The organism is Pedobacter psychrophilus, assembly GCF_001652725.1.
In the GTDB taxonomy this organism is placed as follows: domain Bacteria; phylum Bacteroidota; class Bacteroidia; order Sphingobacteriales; family Sphingobacteriaceae; genus Pseudopedobacter; species Pseudopedobacter psychrophilus.
Genome location: NZ_LWHJ01000030.1, coordinates 73,955 through 90,033, shown reverse-complemented (window position 1 = coordinate 90,033; position 16,079 = coordinate 73,955). Strand labels below are relative to the sequence as shown.

Sequence of the window (16,079 nt, the reverse complement as noted above, 5' to 3'; positions counted from 1 at the left end):
ATTAAGCCCTAAAATTGCATAAATCATTTAGCAAAAGCTAATTTAATTGATATTTAAGCAGATTTTAGACTGTTTGCGATTTTGGTAATCGATTCTTGAAGAGGAATAAAATCAAAGTTTAAAGCAGATTTTATTTTATCGTTACTATAAGCACTCATCTTTGAGGCGTTATTTGCAGTTGCTTTATTTAGCCCACCTTTAGATTTAGTAATCCAGTTTTTTAATGCTGTTAATCGCCAAGCCATATTTAACATCCAAGGTTTTGCCTCCTTTTCAGGGATTGGTAAACCAAAAATTTGGGCAGTTTTAGCAAATAAATCTTTATAGCTGATATTTTCAGAATTTAAAATGAAACGCTCATTAACAATATCACCAGTCATCAATAAAATCATAGTTTTTGCAACATCTTTAACATCCACAAAACCTGTCCCACCTTGGGTATAATATTTAAAACCATTTCTAATAGTTTCAAAAATTGCCCCACTGCCTTCTTTTCCTGCATCTTCGCCAATAATAACTGAGGGATTAACGATTACTGCATTTAACCCTTCATTTATTCCTCGCCAAACCTCCATTTCTCCGCGGTATTTAGAAACGGCATACCCATCATGATTTTCAAAACCTTCCCAAAAATTTTTTTCTGTTATCAATTCATCGCCTTTGGCTTCTCCAATGGCAGCAATAGAGCTTACATGAACTAACTTTTCAATGTTATTTTCTATGCAAAGATTAACCACATTTGCAGTTCCTTCTGCGTTTACAGCAAGCATTTTCTTTTTTAAATCTGTTTCAAAAGAAACTAAAGCTGCACAATGAAAAACTTTTGTAACATCCTTAAAAGCTTCAGCTAAATCTGATAAATCTAAAATATCTGCGTTAACCCATTCGATATTATTTGCATAAGGATTAAGTTTAAGCGGAATTTTTGAATGCTCCCTTTTGGCACATCTAATTTTTGTTTCCGTTTGTAAAAGCTGAAAAGCCAATTCTGTACCCAAAAACCCTGTTGCTCCTGTTATTAATATCATTTTATAGGCTTATCATTTCTTATCCATTCAAAGGTAATAGAATAAAAAATTAAATCTTATCCCTCATTTAATTTAAAAAATAGATATTTGAAAGAATTGTTTTAATATGTCTTTAGCCGATTTTTTTTCTCCCATTAATGTATCTAAAATTACTCCAAAAGATGGCTATTATGCCAGTCATTTAGGGGTTAAAATTGAGGTTTATGAACAAGCTTTTCCTGATTTGGAGGAGCGTAAATTTGATATAGCAATAATTGGTGTTTTAGATGATAGAGGCGCTATAAATAATCAAGGTTGCGCATTAGGACCAGATTATGTAAGAGAAAAGCTATACAGTTTAAATGAGGGAAATTTTAAATCTAAAATTGTTGATCTAGGAAATATCAAAGCTGGAGAAAAAGTTTCTGATACTTATATAGCTCTTAAAATGGTTGTTTCCGAGCTAATAAAACTCAATATTTTTCCACTTATCATCGGCGGAAGCCAAGACCTTACTTATGCACAATATATGGCGTATGAAGTGTTGGAGCAAAAAGTAGATCTGGTAGTAATTGATTCTCATTTTGATTTAGATGAATCTGCTGAAGACACGATTGTTACCAATTCTATTTCCTATTTAAATAAAATATTTTTACATCAACCAAATTACCTTTTCAACTTTAGCAATTTGGGTTTCCAGACTTATTATATTAACCAGGATAGTTTGCGGGTAATGGATAAGCTATTTTTTGATGCGCAACGACTTGGAGAAATAAGCGGTGCCATTCATATTGCAGAACCTGTCATCAGAAATGCGGATATGATAAGTTTTGATATTTCTAGTATTAGAGCTTCTGACGCAATGGCAAATGGCAATGCTAGTCCAAACGGTTTTTATGGTGAAGAAGCTTGTCAGTTAGCAAGATATGCTGGTTATAGCGATAAATTAAGCTCAATAGGATTTTATGAATTTAATCCTGCTTATGATCAAAATGGACAAACAGCGATGTTGCTAGCACAGATGGTTTGGTGCTTTTTAGATGGATTTTACAATCGGAAAAAAGATATTCCATTGCAACCAAAAACAGATTATACCATTTACAAAACTAGTTTACAAGATGATGCCCATGAGCTTATCTTTATAAAAAGTAAAAAAACAGACAGGTGGTGGATGCAAGTGCCGTATCCTACAATGGGTTCTAAAAACGAACGTTATCATTTGGTTCCTTGCTTATATGATGATTATCAGTTGGCTATAGCCGGAGAAATGCCAGATTTATGGTGGCGCACTTATCAAAAATTGAATTAAATGAAAAATTTATTGGTTGCAATTGCATTCCTGTTTACTTTATCGGCGCAAGCCCAAACAAATTTTAGCCTTAAAGGCGAGATTAAAAATTTACAATCTGATAAAAATATCTATTTGATTCATATAGCAGATCAAAGAGAAAAGTTAGATTCCGCTAAAACGCTAAATGGAAAATTTGAGTTTAATGTTGATTTAAACAGTCCTTCTGTAGCTATTTTATTATTAGACCACAGCGGAAATGATTTAAATGATAAACAAAGTCCAAAAGATATTTACAGATTTTTTATTGAGCCTGGCAATGCAACTTTAATAGCAAAAGATTCTGTCGCTAAAGCAGATGTAAAGGGTTTATCAATATTTGAAAATTCTAAAGCATTAAATAATAGTACAGCGCAAATTGAATCAAAATTAATTGCTTTAAACCAGGAATTTAATGGTTTACCAGCTGATAAAAAAAATAAAGAGGTTATCTTAAAAGGCTTTCAAAATAAATATGAAGCTTTATTAGCTGATAGAAAATCTGCAATTGCAGATTTTATTATTAAAAACCCGAAATCTTATGTGAGTTTATATGCATTAAATACAGATTTGGCAACTGAAGATATGGATGTTGAACAGGTTAAGAAAGCTTTCGAAGGTTTATCTCCAGAATTGAAAGAAAATATATTGGCCAAATCAATAAATGCAAAACTAGATTTAGAACAAAAAACTGGTATTGGTGTGATAGCTACAGATTTTGAAGAGAAAACTGCCGAACAAATTGCAATCAAACTTTCAAGCTTTAAAGGCCAATATGTGTTGTTAGATTTTTGGGCATCTTGGTGTGGACCATGCAGACAAGAAAATCCTAATGTGGTTAGAGCTTATGAAACATTTAAGGATAAAAATTTTACGGTTTTAGGGATTTCTATTGATACAAAAGAAGACGCTTGGACCAAAGCTGTTAAACAGGATGGTTTAGTTTGGACGCAGCTTTTAGACCGCTCTAATCAAATAGCAAGCACTTATGGCATTAACGCAATCCCAAAAAACTTTTTGATTGATCCAAATGGAAAAATAATAGCTAAAAATTTAAGAGGCGAAGATTTAATGGATAAATTGAAAGAAGTTTTAGCAGCAAAGAAATAATAATTTATAAAGTATTTTAAACACAAAAGCCTCAAAATTCGCAAATTTTGAGGCTTTTTATTTATATCGATAAATTATTATCCTTTAATAAACTCGGCGTTAAAAAACTCTCTGTTCATTCTGGCGATATTAGTAACCTTAATTTCTTTAGGGCATTGTGCTTCGCAAGCATAAGTATTTGTACAACCTCCAAAACCTTCATCGTCCATTTGTAAAACCATTGCTTCTGCTCTAGCATAACGCTCTGGTTGACCTTGAGGCAACATTGCATATTGCGAAATTTTTGCTGATACAAATAGCATTGCAGAAGCATTTTTACAAGCTGCAACACAAGCGCCACAACCAATACAAGTTGCAGAATTAAATGCTTCATCAGCAATTACTTTAGGAATTGCTATTTCATTTGCATCTGGCACACCTCCAGTTCCTATAGAAACATATCCTCCAGCTTGTTGAATTCTATCAAAAGAAGAACGATCTACTGCCAAATCTTTTACAACTGGAAAAGCGGATGCTCTCCATGGTTCAATCACAATGGTATCGCCATCATTAAAAGACCTCATGTGTAACTGACAAGTTGTTGTTGCTCTTTTAGGACCATGTGGTTCTCCATTAATAACTAAAGAACACATTCCGCAAATTCCCTCACGACAATCATGATCAAATTGGATTGGATCTTCACTTTTCTTAACTAAACCTTCGTTTACCACGTCTAGCATTTCTAAGAAAGACATATCCGGAGAAATCTCTGGTGCTTTATAAGTCACAAATTTACCAGAAGTACTGCTATTCTTTTGACGCCATACTTTCAACGTCAGGTTCATGTTTCCACTCATTTCTTTTTAGTATTGAGTAGCTAGTAATGAGTATTGAGTAATTGGTATCCAGACAATTGTCTTTTTACTTTCTACTTTCTACTTTTTACTCTCTACCTATTTATAACTACGTTGTGTTAATTTAACATTTTCAAACTCTAACTGCTCTTTGTGCAATTCTTCTGGCATATTATCGCCTTGGTAAGCCCAAGCAGCAACATAAGCAAAATCATCATCGTTTCTTAAAGCTTCACCTTCTGGAGTTTGATATTCTTCTCTAAAATGTCCACCACAAGATTCATCTCTGTTTAAGGCATCATCAATCATCAATTCTCCCAGTTCTAAGAAATCTGCAACTCTTCCTGCTTTTTCTAATGATTGGTTTACTTCTTCATTTTCTCCTAACACAATAACATTCTTCCAAAAATCAGCTCTTAATTCGCTAATCATGCCCTTTGCTTTTTTAAGTCCTTCGGCATCACGAGACATTCCGCAATATTCCCACATGATTTTTCCTAAATCGCGGTGATATTCATCAACTGTTTTATTTCCTCTTAAAGAAAGTAACGTTTTAATACGATCTTCAACCTCAGATTTAACTTTTGCAAATTCAGGGCGGTTAGCATCAATTGGTGCTGGACCAATTTTAGCAAGATAATCTCCTAAAGTGTAAGGAATCACAAAATAACCATCAGCTAAACCTTGCATTAATGCAGATGCACCTAAACGATTTGCTCCGTGATCAGAAAAATTAGCTTCTCCCAAAGCATATAAGCCGGGAATAGATGTCATCAAATTATAATCAACCCAAAGACCACCCATTGTATAATGTACCGCAGGGTAAATTCTCATTGGTAATTTATATGGATTTTCATCTGTAATCTGGCGATACATATCAAACAGGTTACCATATTTAGCAGCTACTGTATCTTCCCCCAATCTTTTAATAGAGTCTGCAAAATCTAAATAAACTGCTAAACCTGTTTTACCAACTCCGCGTCCTTCATCGCAAACCTGTTTTGCATTTCTTGAGGCTACATCTCTAGGAACCAAATTTCCAAATGATGGATATTTACGTTCTAAGAAATAATCTCTTTCATCTTCTTTTAAATCAATTGCTTTTATTTCGCCTTTTTGTATTTTTTGCGCTAATTCAACAGTTTTTGGCGCCCAAACCCTACCATCATTCCTTAACGACTCAGACATCAGCGTAAGCTTAGACTGATGATCCCCAGAAACTGGAATACAAGTTGGATGGATTTGTGTATAACATGGGTTAGCCATATAAGCACCACGTTTGTGAGCTCTCCAAGCTGCAGTAACGTTACTTCCCATTGCGTTGGTAGAAAGATAGAACACGTTGCCATAACCTCCGGTACATAAAAGTACAGCATGGCCAGCATGAGTTTCTACAGTTCCATCAATTAAATTTCTGGTGATAATTCCTTGCGCTTTTCCATCAACTGTTACCACGTCTAACATTTCAGAACGGGTATACATTTTTACTTTACCGAGATTGATTTGACGGTTTAAAGCAGAATAAGCACCTAATAATAATTGTTGTCCGGTTTGTCCCCTAGCGTAAAAAGTTCTTGATACTTGAGCACCACCAAAAGAACGATTATCTAATAAACCACCATATTCGCGAGCAAAAGGAACGCCTTGTGCAACACATTGATCAATAATATTTACAGAAACTTCTGCTAAACGATAAACGTTTCCTTCTCTTGATCTATAATCGCCACCTTTAATGGTATCATAAAACAAACGGAAAACTGAATCACCATCATTTGGATAATTCTTTGCTGCATTAATACCACCTTGAGCGGCAATAGAATGCGCCCTTCTTGGACTATCTTGAAAACAAAATGCTTTTACATTGTAACCTAATTCTGCTAAAGAAGCTGCCGCAGAAGCACCGGCCAATCCAGTTCCAACAACGATGATGTCGTATTTTCGTTTATTGGAAGGGTTAACTAGTTTTAGATCGAATTTGTGTTTGTTCCACTTTTCGGCTAACGGGCCGCTAGGAATTTTAGCATCTAACATCATCTTGTTTATATATTTTTATGTTTAACAAGCCCAAAAAGAGATTGTTTTTAACATGATTTATAATCTTATTTTAAAAAAAAGAAATACAATGGCATTGCTGCAAAACCTAGTGGGATTAAAATTGAAAATATCCAAAATCCAACAAACTTAATTAAAGGACGATATTTATGATGATTCCAGCCTAATGTTTGAAAAGCGCTTTGAAAACCATGCACCAAGTGAAAAGCTAATGCAGCCATTGCTAAAACATAAAAAGCAACTAGCCACCATTGTTGAAAAGCAAATTGGGTTTCTTTATATAAATCTTTCGATTTTGTGATTTCTACCCCATTATCTATATAGCTCACATAATCTGTAAATTCTGACGCTTGGATTTCTTTAGTAATGGTTGCGCCGGTATTCAAATCAGTACGATATTCTACATAAGGGGTTTCTCCCCAATGGTATTGGTACCAAAAATTACTCATGTGTACCACTATAAACACAAAAAGAACTGTTCCTAAAATGCCCATGTTTCTTGATGACCAAATACTGCCATCTTTTGGTTTAATGGCATAACCTTGAGGTCTTGCCTTTCTATTATGAAGCGTAATAATAATTGCCCAAACACTATGGATAATAATAGAGCTATATAAAAGATAAGAAACTACTTTTATTGGCGTAAAATGGGTCATGAAATGAGCGTATTGATTAAACGCTAATCCATCATCATTTTTAAAAAGCTGAAAATTACCGGTTAAATGAACGATTAAAAACGAACATAAAAACAATCCGGTTAAACACATCACTAATTTTTTCCCGAGGGTAGAAGAGAATGCGTTGGAAAAATTACTCATTATATGGTATTTAAAGGTTTTTTAGAACTGCAAAAGTATTTAATATGAAATGAAAAAATAGCATTCCAGCTAATGAAATCAAATTATTTGATTATTTAGAAACGTTTTAAATAATTACTTGGTGAAGTTTATTGGAACTATTTTTTTTCCTGCTATAGCAAAACTAACTTCTCCTTCTTTTAATTTTATTATTGCCTTACCAGTAAATTTTCCGAATGCTGGTAAAATGGCATTATATTTTCCAAAGTAAAAGCAAGGTAAATTAATACCTTGTCGGGCTTTGCCTTGAATTCTAACTCCTGGATGTATATGACCCGACAAAACATATTTTTCATTTTGCGTTTTGGGCAAATCATGATAAAGATCAAATTCTCCGATACTCATTTCATCAACAACTTCTAACTCTATCTGCTTGTAAAAATGAGAAGGCAAAATGTCATGATTTCCTTTAACTAGTATCATTCTTACCTTATGGTGAAATTCTCTCCAAAGTTTAAACCATGCTAAATCGTTATTAATATCACTATGAAAAAGATCACCTAAAAAAATCAATTCTTTTGGTTGATAAGCATCTATCAAGTCTGTTAAACAGGCTAATTCTTCTTGAGCAATTGCAGTTGGTATAGCAATTCCAGATTTACGGAAATGCGCACCCTTGCCCATGTGTGTATCTGAAACTAGTAGTATTTGATATTTGGGAAACCAAATTGCTTTGGCTGGTAAAAGCCATAATTCTTCACCTTTAAAAATAAATTGAAATCCTTCTTCCTTCATCAACCGCAAAAATAAAAAGTCCTGATGGAATAGCCATCAGGACTTAGAAAATAAATATATATGATTTATTATTTGACTGGAAAAGTTACCCTAAATGTACTTCCATCTGGGGTTACACCTCTTAAATCAACCATTGAACTATTTTGTTTTAAAGCCGCCATCACTTGATCGTTGTCGTTAACACCTTTTCCATTAATGCTAGTAATAATGGTTCCTTTCGGAATCTCATACATATCAAAAACTTTACCGGCAGTAATACTTGTAACTACCACTCCATTAGCAACACCATACTTTTTCTTGGTAGCATCATTTAAAGTATTAAAAGTAGCACCTAAACTATTTGCAACCTCAGTAACCTCTTTACCACTATTTGCCAACTTTGTTCCTGTATCGCCTTTAAGTATCAGATTAAAATCTTTCATTTTACCATCTCTCAAAACTGTAAGGCTTACCTTATCACCCGGACGCATGGTTCCAATTTTTTCTTGCAAACTTGCTGAAGATGTGATATCATTATTATTTAATCTTTTAATAATGTCTCCTTTTTTAAGTCCTGCTATTGCAGCAGCACCACCTTCAACAGTAGAATTAACATATAACCCTTCAATTTCTTTAGTGCCTAATTGCTCTGCATTATCAAAATTAAGCTCTTGAAAAGTTACACCTATATAACCTCTTTTAACTTCTCCATATTTCAAGAAATCGTCCATCACTTTTTTAGCAAGATTTACAGGAATAGCAAACCCATATCCTTCATAAGTGCCGGATTGTGATGCAATTGCAGAGTTAATTCCTATCAATTCTCCATTGGTGTTTACTAAAGCTCCCCCACTATTTCCACGATTGATAACTGCATCTGTTTGGATAAAAGATTCAATTGATGAATTTGGTGGAGGATTGTTAGGATCGAAATTGTTCCTATCAATTTGTGGCGCTAAAATTCCTATTTGACGAGATTTAGCACTTACAATTCCAGCAGTAACTGTTGATTCTAAAGTTAAAGGATAACCAACTGCTAAAACCCATTCGCCAACTTTTACATTATCAGAGTTTCCTAGTTTTACGATAGGTAATTCAGAGGCCTCAATCTTTATTAAAGCTAAATCGGTATTCTTATCCCTACCAATTACTTTTGCTGATAACACTCTTTTATCAGAAAGGATAACCTCAATTTTTTCTGCATCTTCTACCACATGATTATTTGTCATGATGTAACCATCACTTGTCACAATTACACCAGATCCTTTTCCCATTGGTGCAGGTGCATTTGGATTAGGAGTTGACCGTTGTCTTCTACCAAAAAAATCTTCAAACATATCTCCAAATGGATCATTACCTCCATTTTGGGCCATTGATTTACTATAGGTAGTTCTAACATGAACTACTCCAGGTGAAACAGAAGCTGCCGCTTGAGTAAAATCTACTGCACCGGTAGAAGAGGTAATTTCTGAGGGATTATTAGCAAAATAAACTTTTTGTCGTTCTGCCAAACTCATTCCCGATATCGAATTTGTTTCTAAAATTTTATAAGCGCCAATTGCAACTGCACCGCCCACAATTGCAGTTAATAATGTTATGCCTATCTTTTTCACGTTTCTATTCATTTTTCTAATTATTTAATTTTTACGATTGATAATTAACAAACTCAAAAATAATACCATTAAGACGGTTTTTGCAAGATCTTGTTATTTGCTTTTGCGTTAAAAAATGTTAAATTTTAACAATACACGATAAATTGTAGACTTATTTAAATTAACCATCAAAATATAATTAAGTTTTGATCTTATAAAGACACTATTAATCCAAATAATAATCACCATCGTTTCAATCTCCATATAATTTTCCGCAAATTTGTTATCCCAAATGATCAAGAAAGAAACCGTCGACAAGATTTTAGAAACTGCCCAAGTGGAAGAGGTTGTTGGTGATTTTGTGCATTTGAAAAAACGGGGAACAAGTATGATTGGGCTTTGTCCTTTTCATGGAGAAAAATCTCCATCTTTCCATGTTTCACCTTCAAAAGGGATTTTCAAATGTTTTGGTTGTGGAAAAGGTGGCGATTCGGTAAGATTTATTATGGAACACGAAAAATATTCGTATCCAGAAGCTTTAAAATACATCGCTAATAAATATAATATTGAGGTTGAAGAAACCGAAGTAACTCCAGAATTTAAGCAAGAACAAGATAAAAGAGAAAGTTTATATATCGTTTCCAACTATGCAGCAAAATTTTATGCTGATAGAATGTGGAATTCTGAAGATGGAAAAACTATCGGCTTAAGCTATTTTAAAGAAAGAGGTTTTAGGGATGATATTGTTCAAAAATTTGAACTGGGTTATTCTCCTGATGATTGGAGTGCCCTTTTAGAAGCTGCAATTAAAGATGGCTACCAACAAAATTTTTTAGAGGATGTTGGCCTGGTGGTTAAAAACGATCAAGGAAAAATATACGATCGATTTAGGGGAAGGGTAATGTTTCCCATCCATAATTTTACCGGAAGGGTAATTGGTTTTGGTGGACGAACTTTAAAAACAGATAAAGCAGTTCCTAAATATGTAAACTCACCAGAAAGCGATATTTATCATAAATCTAATGTGCTTTACGGTTTATTCCAAGCTAAAAAAGCAATTAGAGATTTAGATAATTGTTTTTTAGTAGAAGGTTATGCCGATGTACTTTCTGTACAGCAAGCTGGTGTAGAAAATGTGGTTGCTAGTTCAGGAACATCGCTAACAACAGAACAAATCAGATTAATTGGAAGATTCACAAAAAGCATTACCATTTTATATGATGGTGATGCAGCAGGAATAAAAGCTTCTTTACGTGGATTGGATATGATTTTAGAAGAAGGATTAGATGTAAAAGTTGTCCTTTTCCCTGATGGACACGATCCGGATTCTTACGTACAAAAATTGGGAGCTTCGGCATTTAAAACCCATATAGAAAAAGCTAAAAAAGATTTCATCTTTTTTAAAACAGAAATACTTTTAAAGGAAGCAGCATCTGATCCTATAAAAAGAGCGGGTGTAATTAGGGAAGTGGTAGAAAGTATCGCTAAAATACCCGATGCCATAAAAGCTTCTGTTTTTATTAGGGAATGTAGCGGTTTGTTGCAGATGGAAGAACGCATTTTGATTTCTGAATTGAACAAAATGCGTTTGGCAAAAGCAAAAAAAGATAGCCAACAACCTTATCGCAATAGCGAAGAAGAACCACCAATTCCTGAAGAATATTTAGTAGAAAAGCCTATAGAAACCGATGAATATCAAGAAAAAGATATGATTAGGGTTTTGTTGATTTATGGCGATCAAATGGTGAATTGGGATGGATTAACAGATACTTTAATTGGTCCATACATCATTACCAATTTAAGTGATGTTACTTTCTCTAATCCGCTTTATCAAAAAGTGATTCAATATTATCATGATGAATTGGAAAATGGATACGTTCCTAAAGAAAAAGATTTTATCCAACATCCAGACTCTGCAATGGCGTCTATGGCAATTTCAATGATTTCGTCGCCTTATGTTTTGAGCGACAATTGGTATAGTATGCATAACATTACTGTACCAAATGAGGTGGAAAGATTAAAAGGGACCGTGATGGGTGCCATTTTTCACTTAAAGAAGAAAAAAGTAACTACCATGATTACCGCCAAACAAAAATTGATTCAAGAAGAAAAAGACGAAGCCAACGTCATCATTTTAATGAAAGAATACCTCGAATTAAAAGAAGTGGAACGCTACATTTCTAATTATTTAGGCTCTGTAATTACTAAATAATGGCAACCCATAATGATGATGGCAAAAAGGGAGAGACAATTGCAAAAGCATTTTTAGAAGCCAAAGGTTATGAGATTTTAGATGAAAATTGGACATTTGGCAAAGCCGAGGTTGACATCATCGCTCACTTAAATAGAACAATTATTTTTGTAGAAGTTAAAGCCCGCTCTGGAAATTATTTTGGTAACCCCGAAGATTTTATCAGCGTTAAAAAACAGCAATTACTTGCTAAGGCGGCAGAAGAATACGTTCATGTTGTAAATCATAAACATGAAATCCGTTTTGATGTAATTGCTATACTCTTCAAAAAAGGTTTTGAAAGCTATGAGATAAATCATATTGAAGATGCTTTTTGGAATTACTAGTATATTTTAATTAAAGGGTTTCACAGCATTTCCGCTTTATCTTTTTATTTGTTTCCTTACGCTTTGCACCAATCAAGCAAATAAAAAGGATGTCGCTTCACTCCCTAACCCGCGGAATTTAGATTATTCGAAAAATCCCTACAAATCATCAGATTTATATCCGATCCTTTTCCTTTTTACAGGATTGTTTTTATGTTGCACCAGTTCATCCACATAATTAAAAACCAATGCTATGCTTTTATCATGATGGCTTAATTGTTGTTTTATTTCGCTGATTTCCATTTTGAAATCACTTTGTTCATTTAATATATTTCTTAGTCGAGAAAAAATCCTTACAATCTGAATGTTTACCTGAATGGCTTGCGAACTATTTAATATACTCGAGAGCATAAGTACTCCGTGTTCTGTAAAACATTTGGTAAATAGGTTCTTCCTCCTCTACGTTTGTTTGAGGTCACAAATTGTGACCTCAAAGATTCCCATTCTTCTACATTCAGTTGAAACATGAAATCCTCAGGAAATCTATCTAAATTCCTTTTTAAGCCTTGATTTAAAACCTTTGGTTTCAACTCCATAAAGTTCTGATTAATCACTATCTAACATCACTTTATGACTTCTTACTAAATATATTTTATTAATTACGGAATCATCAGAGATAATAGGAAATGTTTCTTTCTTAGCCATTTATAAAAGTTAAAATCAAATATATCATAAACATTTTTATTGTTTGAGATCACAATTTGTGACTTTAAGTTAGGGTGTAATCACGTGGAAATCAAATATTCAAACCCTAATATAAATGTTAAAATATCACAAAAGTTGTAAATAGTAAATGCTTTCCTTTATTTTAGACATTTTAAGCAAATCCAAAAAAATGATTTATAAATTTTTAAGATATATTCCTTTAATTGCTATTGTCTCCCTTTTATTTTCATGCGACAATAAAAAAAACGATACCTCAAGCAGTTCTTCCTTTGTAAATCCTGAAAGTGGCGCTGTTATAAAATCGGGCGAAAGCCTAAAACTGAACTTAAATTTTTCTGATGGTTTAGTAGATTCTATCCAATATTTTGTAGATACCTTAAAAATTAAAACTCAAAAAGATACGACAGGTTCGACTTTAGATACCAAAGATTTCGCTTTAGGAAGCAGATTAATTACTGCAAAAATTTTTAGAAAAGGAGTTGAGGAAGAAGCTACTACAAATGTGGTAATAATAAGTGCTATAAAACCTGATTCTTATCGTTATAAAATCATCAATACTTATCCTCATTCTACTACATCTTACACTGAAGGTTTAGAATATCATGATGGCTTTTTATATGAAAGTGCCGGCGACTACGGAAATTCTAGTTTGAGAAAAACTACTTTAGAAGGTAAAGTTGTACAACAAGCAGATTTAGATAAGCAGTATTTTGGAGAGGGAATTACCATGATTGGTGATAAAATTATCCAGTTAACTTATAAAGAAAAAGTTGGTTTTGAATACGATAAAAACACTTTTAAAGTATTAAAAACCTTTCCATATAACCATGCAAACGAAGGTTGGGGATTAACTTTTGATGGCGAAACCATTTATAATACAGATGGTAGCAACCGTATTTTTATGTTGGATAAAAACACTTATTTGCCAAAGGGGTACTTAGAAGTTTATGATGATAAAGGTCCAGTAACGCAATTAAATGAGTTGGAATGGATTAATGGAAAACTGTATGCAAATATTTATCAGTCAGAATTAATTGCCATTATTAATCCGAAATCTGGCGCTGTTGAAGGTTATATCAACATGATGGGTTTACCACACGGAGCTATTGCAGATGCAGATAATGATGTTTTCAACGGGATTGCCTATGATAAATCTGGAAATCGGATTTTTGTGACAGGCAAAAAATGGGATAAACTTTTCCAGATAGAACCGATTAAAAATTAAATTAATCGTTCGTTTTTCCTCTTTTGAGATAGTAAGTCGATAGTTTTAAAGCGATAATAAAGTGATTAAAAATATTAGGGAAAAAGCCATAATACTTTTCAAAAATCTGATAACGTTCTATTAAACTTTGCTGGTGTTTTTGTTTAGACATGCCGCCCATTAAGTATCTAGCCACATACATTTTTGTGTTTACAATAGTTTTAGCTTTACTTATCGCATCCAAAATCCAATCGATATCGGCACTTAATTGATATTGAGAATCATAAAGTTTGGTCATTGATTTTTTGATATAAATAGCTTGATGACTCACGCTCATCCCATATTTAAAACCATCTAAGTTTAAATTTTCTGGCGCTTTATGCCTGCGTTGCCCTTGACTTTTCAGGTTTTCATCAATCATTTCTGTTTCGCCGTAATAAATATCGGCGAAAGCCTGATCATAGAAAATCTTTGCAACAGTTTGATTATCATAAATTTCATCTCCAGAATTCATGAATAAAACATAATCGCCTTTGGCTAATTTTAAGCCTTTATTCATGGCATCGTAAATTCCTTTATCCGGCTCAGAAATTATTTTAGTGATGTTTTCTTTATATTTTTCAATGATTTCTAAAGTTCCATCGGTAGATTTTCCATCGATAATCAGATATTCAATTTTGGAGTAAGTTTGATTGATAACCGATTTTATGGTGCGTTCAATATGTTTTTCATTATTGTAAACAACGGTAATTACTGTTAATAATGGCTCTTTCATTTCACTAAAGATTTGTAAACTGCCAAATATTTTTCCGCAACCACTTCTTCGCTGTAAGAATTCAAAACTTTTTCTCGGGCATTATTTTTAAGATGCTCTCCTTCTACATTTAAAACCCAAGAAATACCGTTCGCTAAATCTTCGGAAGATTTATATTTTGCGATATACCCATTTTGATGATGGCTCAGCATTTCTGGAATTCCGCCTTGATCAAAAGCCACCACAGGAATAGCGCAAGACAAAGCTTCCATTACCATATTGGGCAAATTATCTTCCAAAGATGGCAATACAAAAACATCGGCCAAATTGTAAATTTCTACCAATTGTTGCTCATCATTAACTATCGAAAAACTTTTAGCAGGGAAAGGTAATTGAGAAATATCCAAGGATTTATTCTTGCCAAAAAGCAAGACTTGAATATTTGAGTTAGCGTTAGATTTTTTTAGAATTTCTAAAGCTTCTAGCAAATAAACTAATCCCTTTCTTTTATCATTGATGTTTGCTGCACCAAAAAGAACAATTTTGGCCTCTAAAGCAATATTCCATTTTTTTTTTAAAAGTGTTTTATATAAAGGTTTGTACACCTCCGTTTTTATAGGATTTGGAATTGCTTCGATCCTGAAATTTTTTAATAAACTGCTAGATTTTGCAACATTAGCCAACCACTCGCTGCAAGCAACAAAAACTATATTCTTATTTTGCTGATAGATTTCTTCTTTACCCAGCCATCCTCGATGTGAAATATCATTTTTATTGGGGTTTCGCAAAAACTTGCAGTTACCACACTGATTTAAAAAATGATCGCAATCTCCAGCATAATGGCAACCTCCGGTAAAGGTCCACATATCATGCAAAGTCCAAACTATGGGTTTATTGAGATGAAATAAGGATTTAATGTTTTTCAACGATAAAAAACCTTGATTTATCCAATGAAAATGAAGAATATCGGTATTTTGAATGTATTTATTTTGAGTAATATCAGTCCCAGAATTTGAAGGTGAAAACGCAAACCTTACCGATTTATCTCTCTCCTGAAAAGCAATAAAAGGCAATCTTTCTAAATAGAAATTTGCTTGAGATTTGAATAGATCTAAAGAATTATCAATAGTAGAAACGATATATTCATCATCCGTTTTTTTCTCTTGAACCAATAAATTAACATCAACCTTTGGCTTTAAAGCTTGCAATAATCTTTTGCAGGCAACGGGAGCACCGCCGCCATGATCAGCTGTATTGATTAGGCAAACTTTCATTTATTGATTTTATGCGAATAAAATTATTTTTAATAATATCTTGCAAATTATTAAAAATGCCATCAATATTTAA

15 protein-coding genes are annotated in these 16,079 nt (G+C 33.3%); 5 read left to right on the top strand and 10 right to left on the bottom strand.

From position 1 onward, the window contains the following. Nucleotides 1–53: 53 nt before the first annotated feature. Entirely contained in the window at nt 54–1,028 is a 975-nt protein-coding gene (locus A5893_RS14080) for an NAD-dependent epimerase/dehydratase family protein (protein WP_068823227.1), read from the bottom strand. 106 nt (nt 1,029–1,134) lie between these two features. Here A5893_RS14080 and A5893_RS14075 point away from each other — a divergent pair, with 106 nt between their 5' ends. Next, nucleotides 1,135–2,316, top strand: a complete 1,182-nt coding sequence (locus tag A5893_RS14075; protein WP_068823226.1) for a formimidoylglutamase — start codon at nt 1,135–1,137, stop codon at nt 2,314–2,316. Further along, complete coding sequence (locus A5893_RS14070; RefSeq protein WP_068823225.1) at nt 2,317–3,444, top strand: TlpA disulfide reductase family protein; 1,128 nt, start codon at nt 2,317–2,319, stop codon at nt 3,442–3,444. A 77-nt stretch (nt 3,445–3,521) separates the two neighbouring features. Here A5893_RS14070 and A5893_RS14065 read toward each other — a convergent pair whose 3' ends face one another. The 5 genes from A5893_RS14065 to A5893_RS14045 form a co-directional block, all read right to left on the bottom strand. Beyond that, nucleotides 3,522–4,280, bottom strand: a complete 759-nt coding sequence (locus A5893_RS14065) for a succinate dehydrogenase/fumarate reductase iron-sulfur subunit (RefSeq protein ID WP_198342334.1) — start codon at nt 4,278–4,280, stop codon at nt 3,522–3,524. A gap of 96 nt (nt 4,281–4,376) precedes the next feature. Then, the gene (locus A5893_RS14060; RefSeq protein WP_068823224.1) at nt 4,377–6,311 is read right to left on the bottom strand and encodes a fumarate reductase/succinate dehydrogenase flavoprotein subunit; all 1,935 of its coding nucleotides are present in this window, start codon (nt 6,309–6,311) and stop codon (nt 4,377–4,379) included. A 65-nt stretch (nt 6,312–6,376) separates the two neighbouring features. After that, the gene (locus A5893_RS14055) at nt 6,377–7,147 is read right to left on the bottom strand and encodes a succinate dehydrogenase cytochrome b subunit (protein WP_068823223.1); all 771 of its coding nucleotides are present in this window, start codon (nt 7,145–7,147) and stop codon (nt 6,377–6,379) included. A 114-nt stretch (nt 7,148–7,261) separates the two neighbouring features. Further along, on the bottom strand, nt 7,262–7,921 hold the full coding sequence (gene pdeM, locus A5893_RS14050; RefSeq protein WP_068823222.1) for a ligase-associated DNA damage response endonuclease PdeM: 660 nt from the start codon (nt 7,919–7,921) through the stop codon (nt 7,262–7,264). Nucleotides 7,922–7,989: 68 nt separating this feature from the next. Further along, the gene (locus tag A5893_RS14045) at nt 7,990–9,525 is read right to left on the bottom strand and encodes a Do family serine endopeptidase (protein ID WP_068823221.1); all 1,536 of its coding nucleotides are present in this window, start codon (nt 9,523–9,525) and stop codon (nt 7,990–7,992) included. Nucleotides 9,526–9,784: 259 nt separating this feature from the next. Here A5893_RS14045 and dnaG point away from each other — a divergent pair, with 259 nt between their 5' ends. Both dnaG and A5893_RS14035 read left to right on the top strand, forming a co-directional pair. Beyond that, nucleotides 9,785–11,704, top strand: a complete 1,920-nt coding sequence (gene dnaG / locus A5893_RS14040) for a DNA primase (protein WP_068823220.1) — start codon at nt 9,785–9,787, stop codon at nt 11,702–11,704. Further along, nucleotides 11,704–12,069, top strand: coding sequence for a YraN family protein (locus tag A5893_RS14035; RefSeq protein ID WP_068823219.1), 366 nt, complete (start codon nt 11,704–11,706; stop codon nt 12,067–12,069). The genes dnaG and A5893_RS14035 overlap by 1 nt, the downstream gene beginning before the upstream one ends. A 138-nt stretch (nt 12,070–12,207) precedes the next feature. Here A5893_RS14035 and A5893_RS18125 read toward each other — a convergent pair whose 3' ends face one another. After that, the gene (locus tag A5893_RS18125) at nt 12,208–12,459 is read right to left on the bottom strand and encodes a hypothetical protein (protein WP_232456868.1); all 252 of its coding nucleotides are present in this window, start codon (nt 12,457–12,459) and stop codon (nt 12,208–12,210) included. After that, nucleotides 12,441–12,644, bottom strand: a complete 204-nt coding sequence (locus tag A5893_RS18120) for an ORF6N domain-containing protein (protein ID WP_232456867.1) — start codon at nt 12,642–12,644, stop codon at nt 12,441–12,443. Before A5893_RS18120 ends, A5893_RS18125 begins: the two co-directional genes overlap by 19 nt. A 299-nt stretch (nt 12,645–12,943) precedes the next feature. On the opposite strand from A5893_RS18120, the gene A5893_RS14025 reads away from it, so the two are divergent. Further along, nucleotides 12,944–13,999, top strand: coding sequence for a glutaminyl-peptide cyclotransferase (locus A5893_RS14025; protein WP_068823218.1), 1,056 nt, complete (start codon nt 12,944–12,946; stop codon nt 13,997–13,999). A 1-nt stretch (nt 14,000) separates the two neighbouring features. On the opposite strand, the gene A5893_RS14020 is transcribed toward A5893_RS14025, so the two are convergent. Together A5893_RS14020 and A5893_RS14015 are read right to left on the bottom strand one after the other, a co-directional pair. Then, nucleotides 14,001–14,753 (bottom strand): glycosyltransferase family 2 protein, encoded by a 753-nt coding sequence (locus A5893_RS14020; RefSeq protein ID WP_068823217.1) that lies wholly within the window; start codon nt 14,751–14,753, stop codon nt 14,001–14,003. Next, nucleotides 14,750–16,006: a glycosyltransferase family 4 protein gene (locus tag A5893_RS14015; protein ID WP_068823216.1), complete on the bottom strand. Its 1,257-nt coding sequence runs from the start codon at nt 16,004–16,006 to the stop codon at nt 14,750–14,752. The genes A5893_RS14020 and A5893_RS14015 overlap by 4 nt, the downstream gene beginning before the upstream one ends. Nucleotides 16,007–16,079 lie beyond the last annotated feature (73 nt).

Bases quoted from the DNA above. Each gene is read 5' to 3' on its own strand.
- A5893_RS14080 (WP_068823227.1), bottom strand. From the start codon at position 1,028: ATGATATTAATAACAGGAGCAACAGGGTTTTTGGGTACAGAATTGGCT.
- A5893_RS14075 (WP_068823226.1), top strand. From the start codon at position 1,135: ATGTCTTTAGCCGATTTTTTTTCTCCCATTAATGTATCTAAAATTACT.
- A5893_RS14070 (WP_068823225.1), top strand. From the start codon at position 2,317: ATGAAAAATTTATTGGTTGCAATTGCATTCCTGTTTACTTTATCGGCG.
- A5893_RS14065 (WP_198342334.1), bottom strand. From the start codon at position 4,280: ATGAGTGGAAACATGAACCTGACGTTGAAAGTATGGCGTCAAAAGAAT.
- A5893_RS14060 (WP_068823224.1), bottom strand. From the start codon at position 6,311: ATGATGTTAGATGCTAAAATTCCTAGCGGCCCGTTAGCCGAAAAGTGG.
- A5893_RS14055 (WP_068823223.1), bottom strand. From the start codon at position 7,147: ATGAGTAATTTTTCCAACGCATTCTCTTCTACCCTCGGGAAAAAATTA.
- pdeM (WP_068823222.1), bottom strand. From the start codon at position 7,921: ATGAAGGAAGAAGGATTTCAATTTATTTTTAAAGGTGAAGAATTATGG.
- A5893_RS14045 (WP_068823221.1), bottom strand. From the start codon at position 9,525: ATGAATAGAAACGTGAAAAAGATAGGCATAACATTATTAACTGCAATT.
- dnaG (WP_068823220.1), top strand. From the start codon at position 9,785: ATGATCAAGAAAGAAACCGTCGACAAGATTTTAGAAACTGCCCAAGTG.
- A5893_RS14035 (WP_068823219.1), top strand. From the start codon at position 11,704: ATGGCAACCCATAATGATGATGGCAAAAAGGGAGAGACAATTGCAAAA.
- A5893_RS18125 (WP_232456868.1), bottom strand. From the start codon at position 12,459: ATGCTCTCGAGTATATTAAATAGTTCGCAAGCCATTCAGGTAAACATT.
- A5893_RS18120 (WP_232456867.1), bottom strand. From the start codon at position 12,644: ATGGAGTTGAAACCAAAGGTTTTAAATCAAGGCTTAAAAAGGAATTTA.
- A5893_RS14025 (WP_068823218.1), top strand. From the start codon at position 12,944: ATGATTTATAAATTTTTAAGATATATTCCTTTAATTGCTATTGTCTCC.
- A5893_RS14020 (WP_068823217.1), bottom strand. From the start codon at position 14,753: ATGAAAGAGCCATTATTAACAGTAATTACCGTTGTTTACAATAATGAA.
- A5893_RS14015 (WP_068823216.1), bottom strand. From the start codon at position 16,006: ATGAAAGTTTGCCTAATCAATACAGCTGATCATGGCGGCGGTGCTCCC.